Source organism: Streptomyces pallidus (ex Mingjun et al. 2026) (assembly GCF_051550185.1).
In the GTDB taxonomy this organism is placed as follows: Bacteria; Actinomycetota; Actinomycetes; order Streptomycetales; family Streptomycetaceae; genus Streptomyces.
This window is the reverse complement of record NZ_CP196181.1, coordinates 5,386,762-5,401,336: the sequence shown is the minus strand read 5'-3', so window position 1 is coordinate 5,401,336 and position 14,575 is coordinate 5,386,762. Positions and strand designations below refer to the sequence as shown.

Genomic DNA, 14,575 nt, shown 5'->3' with positions numbered 1-14,575 from the left:
TTTTTCCCGTCCGGAACGACCCGAAGGCCAGGCCAGCCGATGCCCCTTGCCCGCCGCCCCTTCCTCCTCGCGGCCCTGCTCCCGGTGCTCACCGTCGGCGCGACCGGCGTGCTCGCCATCGCCACCGGGGAGCAGACGTCGGCCGAGGCGATCCGCGAGGGCGGTCCGGCCACGGCCCTGCCGGCGAGCGTCACGAGCGGCTCGATCGTCCAGGTCGTCGCCCACCCGGACGACGACCTGTTCTTCATGAACCCGGACCTCAGCCGCACCCTCACCACCACCGGAACCGGAACCGGAACCGGAACGGGCAGCGGCACCGGCACCGGCACCGGCACCACGCTCACCACCGTCTACCTGACCTCCGGCGAGGCCGACGGCCGCAACGAGGCCCGCGGCGGCTCCGCCTGGGACCCGGATCAGCCCGCCGACCGCGCCCACTACGCGGAGGCCCGGCAGAACGGCATCCGCGCCGCCTACGCCCAGATGGTCACCGGCGACCGCACCAGCGCGTGGAAGCGCACCGCGATACCCACCGAGGGCGGCGGCCACGCCGAGCTCGACGTCCTCATCGCCAAGCCCGAGGTCAACCTCGTCTGGCTGCAGCTGCGCGAGGCCCGCAACCCCACCGCCGAGAACCCGGACAGCCTGCGCGGCCTGTGGAACGGGAAGATACCCGCGCTCGGCGCCCAGCTGTCCTCCGCGAGCCCGGTCAAGCAGCCGTACGCGTACACCAAGGACCAGACGGTGCAGGCGATAGCCGGGATCCTGGCCCGGTACCGGCCGACGACGATACGCATGCAGGACCCGACCCCCGGCCGCTACCCCGACACCGGCAAGTACACCGACCACCAGGACCACATGTACGGCGCCCGCTTCGTGCAGGCCGCCACCGCCGCATACGCCGAACGGGTCACGGAGCGCCCGCGGTTCACCGTGCAGAGCTACCTCGGCTACCACAACGGCACCCTGCCGCACTCCCTGGACCCGCAGACCGCCGAGACGAAGATCGGGTTCCTCAAGACGTACGCCTGGCAGGACCGCGAGAACCACTGCGGAAGCCCCTCCGGCTGCGGCGACCGCAAGGTCGCGGGCAGCCCCACCGGCCGCAACTGGGCCCAGTCCCTGCGCTACGCCCGCGGCGACAACGCCTCCTGGCTGACCACCGGCACCCCCGGCCGGCTCTGGGCCTTCGCCACCCTCGACGGCCGGCTGGCCGTCTGGACCCGGCAGGGCACCGCCCCCGGCCAGTGGTCCGGCCCGGACCTGCTCCCCGGCGCCGGCATCGACCCGGGCGTCAGCACCGCCCGCCTGCCGGACGGCCGCATAGCGGTCCTGGCCACCCGCACCACCCTGCACCCCGACTACCGGCGCGAGGCCGTGTACGCCGTCCAGTCCGCGCCCGACGGCCCGTTCGGCCCCTGGCAGTCCCTCGACACCCCCGAGACCGCCGACGACGAGGGCACCTCCGCGATCAGCACCCCGGCGGCCTCGGTGTCCCCGGACGGGCGCCTCACCGCGTACGTACGCGACTCCCGGCGCACCCTGCGCGCCCGCGAGCAGCAGCCCGACGGCAGCTTCGGCCCGTGGCGGAACCTGGGCGGCGAGGACCTGCAGAGCGACCCGGTGACGGCGACCGACGCCGCCGGGCGGCTCCACGTGTACGCCACCACCGGCAAGACGGTCCTGGCCTGGATCCGGCCCGCCCCGGGCGCGCCGCTGGAAGGCCCCTTCCCGACGGGCCTGCCGGCGACCACGGTCCCGCTCACGGTGGCCCCCGAGGGCGCGGGGATCCGCCTGTACTTCCGCCGCCCGGACTCGGGCGTGGTCCGTACGGCCCTGGTCACGGCGGGCCCGGCAGCCGGGGCGAAGCCCCACGTCTCCAGCGTGTCGGAGGTGGGCGGCCGGGCGGGCTACGGCGCGGTCGGCGTGGCGGGCCGCCTCCTGTCGGGCCGGGCGGACAAGGGCACGGTCGGCACGACGGGCCTGGGCGGCCCCCCGGCCTGGGCGGAATCGAAGATGCTCTACGCCGGCGCCCCCTCGGGCATCCTCGAACAGACGGGCGCGACGACGACAGCCGTCCTGGGCCTGGACGCAGCCCTCCACATCACCACCACCCCACCCCCCAACCCCAAACCCCCCCACCCCACCTGGCACCGCGCGGTCACCTCTTCCATATCGGGGCAGGGCCGTTGAGCCACTGGCGCCTGCTGCGAAGCCGGCGCCCACTGATTCCGCACGGCGCTCGGGCCACCGGTGCACAAGGAACAAACAAACAGGCCCAGATCGCAGCGATCTGGGCCTCCGGCATGACAGCGCAGGTCCTACCCGATCACCGCTTCGTGATAGCGGCCTCTGCGTCGACCTCGGCAAAGAACGCGTCGGCAATGGCGCGGTTGCGCTCGACGTCGGTAAGCGACTCGCCGAGGATACGACCCGCAAGCTCGGTGGCCAGCCCGAGGACATCCTCGCGAAGCTCGGCCTCCGCAATGACTCGGTCCGCCTCCAGCTGCACGGAGGAGGCGGCGACCAGCTCATCGCGTGCCCTCTGACCCTCTGCACGAACGGCGGCAACCAGCGCTACCCCCTCCTCATGCGCAGCCTGGCGGAGCTGAGCGGCTTCGCGACGGGCGGCGGCCAGCTCGGCCTCGTACCGGGCACGGACGTGCTGCGCCTCCAGTTGAGCCGCCTCGGCCAGTGCCAACGTACCGTCGGTGGCGGCCTCCCGTTCCGCAAGAGTCTTCGCGATCCGAGGCAGCACGACCTTTGCTATCAGGGTGAAGACCAACAGGAAGCAGAGCGATCCGAATACTAGTTCGACGAGGTTCGGTTCCAGGGGTCCCATGGTCTGATCATAATGGCGCAGAGCGATCCCCACTCTGGGCACCGGCCTCCTCTCAGGCCAGCAAACGCCTTGCTAGTGCTGTGACCGGGAACGTTTGCCGGGTTGCTCGTTGTGCTGGTCGGATGTGACGACTTCGACTGGCATGGGGAGGCGGGATGGCGTTACCGGTCAGGGTCCGCGGGCTAACCGAGCAGGAGGGGCAGAAGCTTCAGCACATCGTTCGGCGGGGCAGCACCAGCTCGGTGCGGTTCAGGCGGGCGATGATGCTGCTGGCCTCCGCTGGCGGCAGCACGGTCCCGGTGATCGCGCGGCTGGTCCAGGCGGACGAGGACACCGTCCGCGACGTGATCCACCGCTTCAACGAGATCGGGCTCGCATGCCTGGACCCTCGGTGGGCGGGAGGCCGTCCCCGCCTGCTGAATCGTGACGACGAGGACTTCGTCGTCCAGACGGCCACCACCCGCCCGACCGCGCTGGGCAAGCCCTTCACCCGCTGGTCGGTCCGCAAACTCGCCGATCACCTGCGGCGCAACATCTCCCGGCCCGTCCGGATCGGCCGGGAAGCCCTGCGCTGCCTGCTGGCCCGCCGGGGGATCTCCTTCCAGCGCACGAAGACCTGGAAGGAGTCCCCGGACCCGGCCTTCGACGCCAAGCTGGCCCGGATCGAATACGCGGTCAACAAGCGTCCCGACCGCACGTTCGCCTTCGACGAGTTCGGCCCCCTCGGCATCCGTCCGACCGCCGGATCCTGCTGGAAGAAGCAGGGCCGGCCCGACCGGCTGCCGGCCACCTTCCGCCGCACCCACGGCATCACCTACTTCCACGGCTGCTACTCGGTCGGCGACGACAAACTGTGGGGCATCAACCGCAGGCGCAAAGGCATCGACCACACCTGGGCCGCCCTGCGATCGATCCGGGCCGCCCGCCCGGACGGCGCCCCGATCTACGTGATCCTCGACAACCTCTCCGCCCACCTGAACTGGAAAATCCGCAGGTGGGCGGACCGAAACAAGGTCGAGCTGTGCTTCACGCCGACCTACGCGTCCTGGGCGAACCCCATCGAGGCCCACTTCGGGCCGCTGCGGCAGTTCACCCTGGCCAACTCCAACCATCCGAACCACACCGTCCAGACCCGGTCCCTGCACGCCTACCTGCGCTGGCGCAACCAGAACGCCCGCCACCCCGACGTCCTCGCCGCACAACGACGCGAACGCGCCCGCATCCGAAGCGAGAAAGGCCTCCGCTGGGGCGGCAGACCACTACCAACCGCAGCCTGACCACCCGACCCGGCAAACGTTCCCGGTCACAGCACTAGACAAGGGATTTGCATACGCGTCAGCCCTGCCCTTCAACGAGGAAGCGCTCGACACTTGTCTTCCCCGTACCCGTCGGCCCACACGGCCCGTGCGCGGTGAGACGACTCGGGGCCGGCGACGCGCGGTCGCCGGCCCCGAGTGCGAGTTGCGGCCGGAACGACATCCAGCCTGCGATCAGAGGACCGGGAGGTTCTTGCGGAGTTCGAAGGCCGTGACCTCCGAGCGGTACTCCTCCCATTCCTGCTTCTTGTTGCGGAGGAAGAAGTCGAAGACGTGTTCGCCGAGGGTTTCGGCGACCAGTTCGCTCTTCTCCATCAGGGAGATCGCCTCGCCGAGGTTCTGCGGGAGGGGTTCGATGCCCATCGCGCGGCGCTCCGCGTCCGACAGCGCCCACACGTCGTCGTCGGCGCCGGCCGGGAGTTCGTAGCCCTCCTCGATGCCCTTCAGGCCGGCGGCGAGGAGGACGGCGTACGTGAGGTACGGGTTGGCGCCCGAGTCGATCGAGCGGACCTCGATGCGGGAGGAGCCCATCTTGCCCGGCTTGTACATCGGGACGCGGATCAGCGCCGAGCGGTTGTTGTGGCCCCAGCAGATGTAGGAGGGCGCCTCGCCGCCGGAGCCGGCGGTGCGGGAGGAGCCGCCCCAGATCCGCTTGTACGAGTTGACCCACTGGTTGGTGACGGCCGAGGTCTCCGCCGCGTGGCGCAGCAGACCCGCGATGAAGGACCGGCCGACCTTCGAGAGCTGGTACTCGGCGCCGGACTCGTAGAAGGCGTTGCGGTCGCCCTCGAAGAGGGAGAGGTGGGTGTGCATGCCGGAGCCCGGGTATTCGGAGAAGGGCTTCGGCATGAACGTGGCCTGGACGCCCTGCTCCAGGGCGACCTGCTTCATGACCAGGCGGAAGGTCATGATGTTGTCGGCGGTGGACAGGGCGTCGGCGTAGCGCAGGTCGATCTCCTGCTGGCCGGGGGCGCCCTCGTGGTGGCTGAACTCGACCGAGATGCCCATGGATTCGAGCATGGTGATCGCCTGACGGCGGAAGTCCATGCCGACGTTCTGCGGGGTGTGGTCGAAGTAGCCGGAGTTGTCCGCCGGGACGGGGCGGGAGCCGTCCAGCGGCTTGTCCTTCAGCAGGAAGAACTCGATCTCCGGGTGGGTGTAGAAGGTGAAGCCCAGGTCGGAGGTCTTGGCCAGGATCCGCTTCAGGACGAAGCGGGGGTCGGCGAAGGACGGGGAGCCGTCCGGCATGAGGATGTCGCAGAACATGCGGGCGGTGCCGGGGGCCTCGGCGCGCCACGGCAGTATCTGGAAGGTCCCCGGGTCCGGCTTGGCGATCATGTCGGACTCGTAGACCCGCGCGAAGCCCTCGATGGCCGAGCCGTCGAAGCCGATGCCTTCGTCGAAGGCCTGTTCCAGCTCGGCCGGGGCGACGGCCACGGACTTCAGGAAGCCCAGCACATCGGTGAACCACAGGCGCACGAAGCGGATGTCGCGCTCCTCCAGCGTCCGGAGGACGAATTCCTGCTGCTTGTCCATGCCTTCATCCTCGCAGTTCAGACGGCTTGTGCACCACCGCCCCCAAGGGTGGGCGCACAGGGGGCGGGCCCAGTATCGCCAGTCGCGGTTTCCGCCACATTACGCACCCCGCAAAGGTCGTGGCACCCCGCACTGACCTTGGACCCGTCATGAGCACTACCATCTGCGGCCATGGGGGGACGGGAGCACACGCGGCACGGGCGCATCGGGCGTCACCTGCCCCGCCGTGCCCTCATCACGGTCGCCCTCTCCGTGCTGCTCGGCGCGCTGCTGCTGTGCACACGCCCGGGTGAGCCGCACGCCGTGACCGCCGCCGGGGCAGCGGCGCCTTCCAGGGCCGTCCTCGCCGGTCATGTGCATCCGCCCGCGCCCGCGCACGCCGTCTGCGCGTCGCACGACGGCCTGCCGGGCTGCTCCCCCTTCTCCCACGTCACGCCCGGCGTCCTGCCCGCCCCGCCGCCCGCCGTTCCGGTGGCGGCGGCCGTCGCGGCCCCCGTCGCGCGCGTCGCCGACGCCGGGCGGGCCCGCCCGCACGGCACCCTCGCCCGGGCGCCCGACCTCCACGCCCTCCAGGTGTTGCGGACCTGACGGGTCCGGGCGCTGCCACTGCGCGCCCCCGACCGGATCCACACCTCCACCCCCCTCAGCAAAGGACAAGGGCACATGGCCGGCACCACCCGGAACGACCAGCACTCCCCCCAGGCGCGCATAGCCGAGATGCGCCGGGCCGAAAAGGCCCGCGAGCGCCGCAACAAGACCATCGCGATCACTGCCGCGGTGGCCGTCGTCGCCGGCCTCGTCGGCTTCGGCGCATGGGTACTGATCGACCAGAAGAACAAGGAGAAGGCCGACGCCGCGGCACTCGAAGCCGCCCGTACGGCCCCCATCGCCCAGGAGCAGACCTGGGAGGCCAAGTCGCTGGGCCGCAACCACGTCGAGACCCCGGTGACGTACCCGATGAACCCGCCGGTCGGCGGCGACCACAGCCCCCGCTGGATGAACTGCAACGGCGACGTCTACCACGAGCCGGTCCCGCAGGTGAACGCCGTGCACTCGCTGGAGCACGGCGCGGTCTGGGTGACGTACAACGACAAGGCCCCGCAGGCCGAGGTCGACAAGCTCGCCGAGACGGTGGCGAAGACCCCGTACTCGCTGATGAGCCCGGTCAAGGAGCAGTCGGGTGCCATCGTGCTGAGCGCCTGGGGCAAGCAGGTCGCCGTGGACAGCGCGTCCGACCCGCGGGTGAAGCAGTTCTTCACCAAGTACGTGCAGGGCCCGCAGACGCCCGAGCCGGGCGCGGCCTGCACCAACGGGCTGGCCGGCAAGTGAGGCGTACGTACTGGGCCACGGGCACGGCGGTCCTGCTCGCGCTCGTGTTCGCGGTGGCGGCCACGGTCGCCGCCGCGAGCGGCGGCTCCGGGTCCGGCTCCGGGTCCGGGTCGGCGCGTGAGCAGCGGACGCCGGCCCCGTACTCGCCGGACGCGGGCTTCGCCCGGGACATGGCGGTGCACCACCAGCAGGCGGTGGAGATGTCCTTCGTCGTGCGCGACCGCACGCAGGACGAGGCGGTCCGCAGCCTCGCCTACGACATCGCCAACACCCAGGCCAACCAGCGCGGCATGCTGCTGGGCTGGCTCGACCTGTGGGGCCTGCCGAAGGTGCTGGCCGGCGAGCCGCCGATGTCGTGGATGTCGACCGGGGACGGCGCGGGCGCGGACGGTCACGGCAGCGGCCACGCCGACGGCAGCGGCCGCGCCGGGCACGCCATGGGCGGCGTCACCGCCCGGCCGGGCGCGCTCATGCCCGGCATGGCGACCAAGGACGAGCTCGCCGCGCTCGGCGCCGCCCAGGGCCGGGACGCGGAGGTGCTCTACCTCCAGCTGATGACCGACCACCACAAGGGCGGCGTCGCCATGGCCCAGGGCTGCGCGACGCAGTGCCGGACCCCGGCGGAGCGGGCGCTCGCCCAGGGCATGGTCGACGCCCAGCAGTCGGAGCTCACCCTGATGGCGGACATGCTGCGACAGCGCGGGGCTGCGCCGCGCGGGTGACGGTACACGCCCGTACGGTGGTGGGAGGGCGCCCTTACCGGCCCTCCCACCACCGGCCTCCCGAGGGCGTCGACGAGGCGGGCGCGACCGCGCCCGGCCCCCGCAACGGCATGCTCAGGAGGTTTTCCCCTATGACCACCGCGGCAGAAATCATGCACCCCGGAGCGCAGTGGATCCCCGCCACGGAGACCCTGGACCGGGCCGCCGAACTCATGGGCCGGCTCGGCGTGGGCGCGCTGCCCGTCAGCGACGCCGACGAACGGCTCTGCGGCATCATCACCGACCGCGACATCGTCGTGAAGTGCGTGGCCAAGGGCCACGACCCGGCGAAGATCACCTGCGGCGACCTGTGCGAGGGCACCCCGCGCTGGATAGCCGCCGACGCCGACGTCTCCGCCGTCCTGGACGAGATGGAGTCCCACCAGATCAAGCGGCTCCCCGTCATCGAGAACAAGCGCCTGGTCGGCATGATCAGCGAAGCCGACCTCGCCCAGCACCTCCCGGAGACCCAGCTCGCGGAATTCGTCGAGAAGGTCTACGCCCGCCGCTGAGGAAGCGCCGCAGCGCCCGGGGAGGCGCTCAGGACCGCTCGCGCCGTCACGGCCGGGCGGTCCAGCATGACCAGGTGGCCGGCGGGGGCGGCGGTCTCGAAGCGGGCGCCGAGGACGGCCGCCAGACCCCGCTGGCGGTCGAGCCAGCGCAGGGCCGCGGCCGAGCCCGAACCGTCGTACCCGGCGACGACCGTGGCGGGGGCGGTCAGCGGCCGGCCCCGCCGCAGCGCGAGGACCTCGGCGGCCATGTCCGGGTAGCGGGCGTTCTCCAGCAGGATCCCGCGCCACACCCGGCCGCTGCGGTAGCAGCGGTGTACGAGGTCCCGCGCGGCCGGGTCGCCCCCACCGGTCCGGGACAGGCGCACGGCGGCCCGCCGGGCCGCGGGCCCCGCGGCGGCCGGGATGCCGGCGGCCGTCAGGGCCCGGCCGAGCGCACGGGCCGCACCGGTGCGCAGCCCGGCGGGCAGGACCGTACGGGGCTGCTCCTCCACGCTGCCGTCGACGAGGACCAGGGCGGCGGTGCGCTCCGGGTACAGGCGGGCGAAGGCCTCGGCGTGGAAGGCGGCGAGGGAGTGCCCGACCACGGTGACCGGAACCCGGCCCGGGCCGCCCAGCGCGTCCAGCAGCCCGGCGATCCGGCGGGCCTCCCCGGCGGCGGTCGGCGGGGCGGCGGCGGGACCGCTCAGGCCGTGCCCGGGCCGGTCGAACCGGATCACGGTCCGGCCGGCGGCGACGAGCAGCGCCGCGACCGGGTCCCAGTCGAACCAGGCCATGGCCAGCCCGGCGCTCAGCACCACGGGCGGCCCGCTGCCCTCGGCGACGGCGTGCAGGGGGACCCCCTCCACCACCACGTGGAGCGGGACCCCGTCCGCCGACCGGACGAAGCGCGGCGGGACGCCCGTGGCCGTCACGTACGGCGCTCCCGGTGCACGGAGTAGGCCAGCAGCCCGAGCCAGAGCGCCACGAGCAGCACCTGCATGCGCTGCCCGGCCCCGAGCGCCCAGGTGCCGCGCCCGGCGGTGAACAGGGCGATGGCGGTCAGGGTCCAGGCGGTGGCGATGAGCTCCAGGACGACCAGGGTGGGCCCGTACTCGGCGAGCGGCGCGAAACGGCCGTAGCGGCGGGCGGCGACGGTGAGGGCGACGATCCCGACGAGGGCGCCGGTCATGGCGAGGCTGCTGCTGACGGCATGGGCCTGATGGGTCGCCGGAACCAGCCCTGCGGTCTCCAGCGCGGCGCACTCCGGGTCCACGGTGGGGGTGCAGCTCAGCGGCAGCCAGGCGTCGGCGGCGGTGGCCGCACCGAAGAGGGTGACCCCGGCCCAGCCGAGGACGGCCCAGGCGCGGCGGCAGTCCGCGTGCCACCGGAGCCGGACCAGGGCCAGCAGGCCGCCGGTGAAGGCGAGCAGGCCGGCGGTGAAGTCGGTGGCCCGGAAGAGCCCGCCGAGCGGCTGGTCCTGGGCGGCGAGCTCGCTGACGTACGTCTCGATGGGGTTCAGGCCGGTGGAGAGGACGACCTCCATGACCCAGGCCGTGTAGGCGGTGGCGGCCAGTCCGATCAGAACGGCGATGGCCTGCGGCCCCCTGGACCTCCCGAACCTCCCGCGTCCCCCGCGTCCCCCGGAGGTCCCGGCGTCCTCGGTGCCCCCGGTGCCGCGGGGGCCCCCGACCCCGACCTCCCCTGGGCCGTGGGAGCCCGTGCGGCCCTCGCGTTTCGCCGTTCCGCTTCGCCCCGATTTCCCTATCCTTGCGGCTTTCGTGGTCATGTTCCCCATCATCCTTAACACGGCCGTACCGGCCTCTCGTTCGGATACCCACCCGGGGTAGGGTTCCGGGGATGGGCGCGCCCCGTTTCCGCGCACAGCCCCGCGAGCCGCCCGGCGGCGTCCCGGCCGTCCGAGTCGGTCCCACGCCTTGGAGGACGTACCCCCGGCCGCTCGCGTTGCCTCGCCCCCCGAGTGCGTCGGGCCACACCCCTCCCCCCACGCGCGCCGCCGGACCCGACCGAAGCGGGCACGGGATGTCGGGTCCGGCACCGCGAACCGTTCCTACGGTGGGGACCGCACAGAGGAAGGAGGCCGGGATGCTGGAGCAGTTGAACCGGGCCATGGACCACATCGAGGACCACCTCCACGGCGACGTGGACGCGGCCGAACTGGCGCGGATCGCCATGACGTCGGAGTACCACTTCCGGCGGCTGTTCTCCGCACTGGCGGGGATCCCGCTGTCGGAGTACGTCCGGCGCAGGCGGCTCACCGTCGCGGGCGCCGAGGTGCTGGCCGGCGAGCGCACCCTGCTCGACATCGCCGTACGCCACGGGTACACGTCCGCCGAGGCCTTCGGCCGGGCGTTCCGCGCGGTGCACGGCATCGGCCCGGGCGAGGCGCGGCGCACCGGTGCGGTCCTGCGCGCGCAGCCCCGGATGTCCTTCCGCCTCGTCGTCGAAGGGAGTACGACCATGCAGTACCGGATCGTGGAGAAGGCGGAGTTCCGGATCGTCGGCCGAAAGGCGCGGGTGCCGCTCGTCCACGAGGGGGTGAACCCGGCCATCGTCTCGTTCGTCGAGGCGGTCGGGCCGGAGCTGGCCGAGCGGATCACCGGGCTGTCCGACCAGGAGCCGGCCGGCATCGTCTCGGTGACCGAACACCTGGGCGACAGCCGGGAGGAGGGCGTCGAGCTCGACTACCACCTCGCGGTGGTCACCGGCGCGGGGGCCGCCGAGATCCCGGCGGACCTCGACGTCCGGGTCGTCCCGGCCGGCGCCTGGGCCGTCTTCGCGAACACCGGCCCCTTCCCGCAGGCCCTGCAGTCCCTGTGGCGGGACGTCTACGCGCAGTGGTTCCCGTCCAACCCGTACGCGCTCCGGCCCGGGCCGGAGATCCTGCGCACCCCGCGCTCGGTGGACGGAGCGGACGTGACGACCGAGCTGTGGATCCCCGTGGAGCGCACCTCGGCCTGACGGGGGGCCACGGGGCGACCGGTCCTGCCCTCCGCGACCCTCGGAGGGCAGGACCGAAAGCTTTTGGCCACGCACGAAGCACCGTGGCAGTCTTTCCGATCATCAGACCGCCTGCTTCGATCGAACGAGGACGTTCCCGCCGCATGAGCACGCCTCCGAACCCGCCCGGCCCGTCCGACCCTGCCGGCCCGCCCGGCCCGTCCACGGAGCCCGAAGGCACGCCCGCACCCCGGCCGGAGGCGACCCCGACGCCGGACGAACCCGCGGACGCCCCTGCCGGAACCGCGCCGACGCCGACGTCGACGCCCGACCTGTCGGAGCCGGCCGAAGCAGCGCCCCCGCTCTCCCTCACGAAGACCCCGGCCCCGGCGCCGAACCCGGCCCCGGCCCCGGCCGCGACGCCTGCCCCTGCCGCCGCCCCCGCCCCCGCCGAGCCCGCCGCGCCCGCACCGGCCGCCGCCGCGGCGAAGGCCGACCCGTGGGCCACCCCGGCTCCGGGATCCGCCACCGCCCCCGCCCCTGCCCCCGCCCCGGCTCCGGCTCCGGCCCCCGCCGCCCACCACGGCTTCGCCGCGCCCTCCCCCGCCCCCGGCTACGGCGGGCCCGTACCGCCGCAGGCGCCCGGGCCGTGGGGTGCGCCCGGGGCCGGCGGCTCCTGGGGGCTCCAGCCCGCGCCCGTCACCAACGGCCTGGCCGTCGCCGCCCTCGTCGTCGGCCTGATATCGCTACCCCTCGGCCCGATCCCGTTCGCCTTCTGGCTCGGCGCCGTCCTCGGCGTGACCGCGGTCGGCCTCGGCATCGGCGCCATCACCCGCGCCTCCACCGGAGCGGGCCGCAAGGCCATGTCCGTCGTCGGCACGGTCCTCGGCGCGCTCGGCATCGCCGCCTCCATCAGCGGCTACTTCTTCACCCAGACCGTGATCGACCGCCTCGCCGACGAGGCCGCCGAGATCCACTTCGAAGACCCCGAACTCGGCCCGGGCGCCGAGGAGCCCTGGCCGCCGAACCCGTCCGCGCGCCCCACGCCCCCCCTGCCGAAGCCGTCGCGCTCCGCACCGCCCGCGGGCCCCGGCATGACCACGCCGCTGCCGTTCGGCGAGACGTACACGTACCCGAACGGCATCAAGGTCAGCCTGTCCGCGCCGAAGGAGTACGTGTCGAAGAACAGGTACTCCACCGTCGGCAACGCGGTGCAGATCACGCTGACCATCACCAACGGCACGGCCGAGAACCACAACGTCATCCACGCCGTGCCCGAGGTCCGCGACGACAAGGGCATGACCGCGAAGCTCGCCTTCGACGGCGGCGACATGCCCAAGTTCATCCGCGGCGACATCCTGCCCGGCCAGTCCGCCAGCGGGATCATCACCTACGAGGTGCCCGAGGGCACCACCAGCCTGAACGCCTCGATCTCCCCCGGCATCCTGATGCCCAGCGCGAAGTTCGCCGGCCCGATCGGCTGATCCGACAGCAACCGAGGGGCGGCCGGGAGGCCGCCGGATCCCTTGGGGCACGGGGCTTCCAGGACATCGCGTCAGAAAGACGATTAGACTGGGCCCCGTGCCTCAACTACGCCTCGCGCTGAATCAGATCGACTCGCACGTCGGCAACGTCTCCGCCAACGCCGACTCCGTCGTCCACTGGACCCGGCACGCCTCCGAGCAGGGCGCCCACCTCGCGGCGTTCCCCGAGATGATGCTGACCGGGTACCCCGTCGAGGACCTCGCCCTGCGTTCCTCCTTCGTCGAGGCCTCCCGCGCCGCCCTGAGCGGACTCGCCGAACGGCTGGCGGCCGAGGGCCTGGGAGAGCTGCCGGTCATCGTCGGCTACCTCGACCGCTCCGAGCGGGCCGCCCCGCGCCTGGGCCGGCCGGCCGGGTCCCCGGAGAACGCCGCCGCCGTCCTGCACCGCGGCGAGGTGGTGCTCCGCTTCGCCAAGCACCACCTTCCCAACTACGGCGTGTTCGACGAGTTCCGCTACTTCGTGCCCGGCGACACCCAGCCCGTGATCCGCGTCCGCGGCGTCGACGTGGCCCTGGCCATCTGCGAGGACCTGTGGCAGGACGGCGGCCGGGTGCCCGCCACCCGCTCCGCCGGGGCCGGCCTGCTGATCTCCGTGAACGCCTCCCCGTACGAGCGCGAGAAGGACGACGTCCGCCTGGAGCTGGTGCAGAAGCGGGCCCAGGAGGCGGGCTGCACGCTGGCCTACCTCGCGATGATCGGCGGCCAGGACGAACTCGTCTTCGACGGCGACTCCATCGTCGTCGGCGCCGACGGCCGGGTCATCGCCCGTGCCCCGCAGTTCTCCGAGGGCTGCGTCCTCGTCGACCTCGACCTGCCCGCGGCACTGGCCGAAGCCCCGGAGGGCACCGTCGACGACGGGCTGCGGATCGACCGCGTGGTCCTGTCCGAGGAGCCGGTCGAGCCGTACGAGCCGGCCGTCCCCGGTGGTTACGCCGACCGCCTCGACGACGACGAGGAGGTGTACGACGCGCTGGTCGTGGGCCTGCGCGCGTACGTCAGGAAGAACGGGTTCCGCTCCGTCCTGATCGGGCTCTCCGGCGGCATCGACTCGGCGCTCGTCGCCGCCATCGCCTGCGACGCGGTCGGCGCGCAGAACGTGTACGGCATCTCGATGCCCTCGAAGTACTCCTCGGAGCACTCCAAGGGCGATGCCGCCGAACTGGCCCGCCGCACCGGCCTGAACTTCCGCACCGTCCCGATCGAGCCCATGTTCGACGCGTACATGGGGGCGCTGGGGCTGAGCGGCCTGGCCGAGGAGAACCTGCAGTCCCGGCTGCGCGGCACGATGCTGATGGCGGTGTCCAACCAGGAGGGCCACATCGTCCTGGCCCCGGGCAACAAGTCGGAGCTCGCCGTCGGCTACTCCACCCTGTACGGCGACTCGGTCGGCGCGTACGGCCCGATCAAGGACGTGTACAAGACGGACGTCTTCCGGCTCGCCCGCTACCGCAACCGGGCCGCGGCCGAGCGCGGGGAGACCCCGCCCATCCCGGAGAACTCCATCGCGAAGCCGCCCAGCGCCGAACTGCGGCCGGGCCAGGTGGACACGGACTCGCTGCCGGACTACCCGGTGCTGGACGCGATCCTGGCGCTGTACGTGGACCGCGACCAGGGCATCGAGGCCATCGTCGCCGCCGGCTTCGACCGGGAGCTCGTCGCCAGGACCCTGCGGATGGTGGACACCGCCGAGTACAAGCGCCGCCAGTACCCGCCCGGCACGAAGATCTCCGCGAAGGGCTTCGGCAAGGACCGCCGGCTGCCCATCACGAACGGCTGGCGCGAGCGCGGCTGAGCGCGG

Annotated in this window: 13 protein-coding genes; 9 read left to right on the top strand and 4 right to left on the bottom strand. The window is 72.9% G+C overall.

Features of this window, described 5'->3' with window-relative positions; all coding sequences use genetic code 11:
* The first annotated feature begins 39 nt into the window (after positions 1-39).
* The gene (locus ACSHWO_RS23930) at positions 40-2,193 is read left to right on the top strand and encodes a PIG-L family deacetylase (protein ID WP_438314727.1); all 2,154 of its coding nucleotides are present in this window, start codon (positions 40-42) and stop codon (positions 2,191-2,193) included.
* A 136-nt stretch (positions 2,194-2,329) separates the two neighbouring features.
* Here the strand turns inward: ACSHWO_RS23930 and ACSHWO_RS23925 are convergent, their stop codons facing one another.
* The gene (locus tag ACSHWO_RS23925; protein ID WP_438314724.1) at positions 2,330-2,842 is read right to left on the bottom strand and encodes a F0F1 ATP synthase subunit B family protein; all 513 of its coding nucleotides are present in this window, start codon (positions 2,840-2,842) and stop codon (positions 2,330-2,332) included.
* A 155-nt stretch (positions 2,843-2,997) separates the two neighbouring features.
* On the opposite strand from ACSHWO_RS23925, the gene ACSHWO_RS23920 reads away from it, so the two are divergent.
* Positions 2,998-4,119 (top strand): IS630 family transposase, encoded by a 1,122-nt coding sequence (locus ACSHWO_RS23920; RefSeq protein WP_438310239.1) that lies wholly within the window; start codon positions 2,998-3,000, stop codon positions 4,117-4,119.
* Positions 4,120-4,332: 213 nt separating this feature from the next.
* Here the strand turns inward: ACSHWO_RS23920 and ACSHWO_RS23915 are convergent, their stop codons facing one another.
* On the bottom strand, positions 4,333-5,694 hold the full coding sequence (locus tag ACSHWO_RS23915) for a glutamine synthetase family protein (RefSeq protein ID WP_179177751.1): 1,362 nt from the start codon (positions 5,692-5,694) through the stop codon (positions 4,333-4,335).
* Positions 5,695-5,865: 171 nt separating this feature from the next.
* Between ACSHWO_RS23915 and ACSHWO_RS23910 the strand changes: the two genes are divergently transcribed.
* The 4 genes from ACSHWO_RS23910 to ACSHWO_RS23895 all read left to right on the top strand — a co-directional run bounded on the left by ACSHWO_RS23910 (position 5,866) and on the right by ACSHWO_RS23895 (position 8,296).
* Positions 5,866-6,282, top strand: coding sequence for a hypothetical protein (locus ACSHWO_RS23910; RefSeq protein ID WP_438314721.1), 417 nt, complete (start codon positions 5,866-5,868; stop codon positions 6,280-6,282).
* Positions 6,283-6,357: 75 nt separating this feature from the next.
* Positions 6,358-7,023: a DUF3105 domain-containing protein gene (locus ACSHWO_RS23905; protein ID WP_404243520.1), complete on the top strand. Its 666-nt coding sequence runs from the start codon at positions 6,358-6,360 to the stop codon at positions 7,021-7,023.
* Positions 7,020-7,745, top strand: coding sequence for a DUF305 domain-containing protein (locus ACSHWO_RS23900; RefSeq protein ID WP_385849293.1), 726 nt, complete (start codon positions 7,020-7,022; stop codon positions 7,743-7,745). Before ACSHWO_RS23905 ends, ACSHWO_RS23900 begins: the two co-directional genes overlap by 4 nt.
* A gap of 131 nt (positions 7,746-7,876) precedes the next feature.
* Positions 7,877-8,296: a CBS domain-containing protein gene (locus ACSHWO_RS23895; protein WP_361096856.1), complete on the top strand. Its 420-nt coding sequence runs from the start codon at positions 7,877-7,879 to the stop codon at positions 8,294-8,296.
* Here the strand turns inward: ACSHWO_RS23895 and ACSHWO_RS23890 are convergent.
* On the bottom strand, positions 8,281-9,207 hold the full coding sequence (locus ACSHWO_RS23890; protein WP_385849294.1) for an alpha/beta fold hydrolase: 927 nt from the start codon (positions 9,205-9,207) through the stop codon (positions 8,281-8,283). The two genes, ACSHWO_RS23895 and ACSHWO_RS23890, sit on opposite strands and share 16 nt — an antisense overlap.
* Positions 9,204-9,818, bottom strand: a complete 615-nt coding sequence (locus ACSHWO_RS23885; RefSeq protein WP_385849295.1) for a DUF998 domain-containing protein — start codon at positions 9,816-9,818, stop codon at positions 9,204-9,206. Before ACSHWO_RS23885 ends, ACSHWO_RS23890 begins: the two co-directional genes overlap by 4 nt.
* Before the next feature lie 560 nt (positions 9,819-10,378).
* On the opposite strand from ACSHWO_RS23885, the gene ACSHWO_RS23880 reads away from it, so the two are divergent.
* From ACSHWO_RS23880 to ACSHWO_RS23870, 3 genes are all read left to right on the top strand, one after another.
* Complete coding sequence (locus tag ACSHWO_RS23880; RefSeq protein ID WP_438314716.1) at positions 10,379-11,254, top strand: GyrI-like domain-containing protein; 876 nt, start codon at positions 10,379-10,381, stop codon at positions 11,252-11,254.
* Between the two features lie 143 nt (positions 11,255-11,397).
* Complete coding sequence (locus ACSHWO_RS23875; RefSeq protein ID WP_438314713.1) at positions 11,398-12,717, top strand: hypothetical protein; 1,320 nt, start codon at positions 11,398-11,400, stop codon at positions 12,715-12,717.
* Between the two features lie 97 nt (positions 12,718-12,814).
* Positions 12,815-14,569: an NAD+ synthase gene (locus tag ACSHWO_RS23870; protein WP_385849298.1), complete on the top strand. Its 1,755-nt coding sequence runs from the start codon at positions 12,815-12,817 to the stop codon at positions 14,567-14,569.
* The last annotated feature ends 6 nt before the right edge of the window (positions 14,570-14,575 follow it).

Coding starts and splice junctions, on each gene's coding strand:
- ACSHWO_RS23930 (WP_438314727.1), top strand. CDS start 40: ATGCCCCTTGCCCGCCGCCCCTTCCTCCTCGCGGCCCTGCTCCCGGTG.
- ACSHWO_RS23925 (WP_438314724.1), bottom strand. CDS start 2,842: ATGGGACCCCTGGAACCGAACCTCGTCGAACTAGTATTCGGATCGCTC.
- ACSHWO_RS23920 (WP_438310239.1), top strand. CDS start 2,998: ATGGCGTTACCGGTCAGGGTCCGCGGGCTAACCGAGCAGGAGGGGCAG.
- ACSHWO_RS23915 (WP_179177751.1), bottom strand. CDS start 5,694: ATGGACAAGCAGCAGGAATTCGTCCTCCGGACGCTGGAGGAGCGCGAC.
- ACSHWO_RS23910 (WP_438314721.1), top strand. CDS start 5,866: ATGGGGGGACGGGAGCACACGCGGCACGGGCGCATCGGGCGTCACCTG.
- ACSHWO_RS23905 (WP_404243520.1), top strand. CDS start 6,358: ATGGCCGGCACCACCCGGAACGACCAGCACTCCCCCCAGGCGCGCATA.
- ACSHWO_RS23895 (WP_361096856.1), top strand. CDS start 7,877: ATGACCACCGCGGCAGAAATCATGCACCCCGGAGCGCAGTGGATCCCC.
- ACSHWO_RS23885 (WP_385849295.1), bottom strand. CDS start 9,818: ATGGAGGTCGTCCTCTCCACCGGCCTGAACCCCATCGAGACGTACGTC.
- ACSHWO_RS23880 (WP_438314716.1), top strand. CDS start 10,379: ATGCTGGAGCAGTTGAACCGGGCCATGGACCACATCGAGGACCACCTC.
- ACSHWO_RS23875 (WP_438314713.1), top strand. CDS start 11,398: ATGAGCACGCCTCCGAACCCGCCCGGCCCGTCCGACCCTGCCGGCCCG.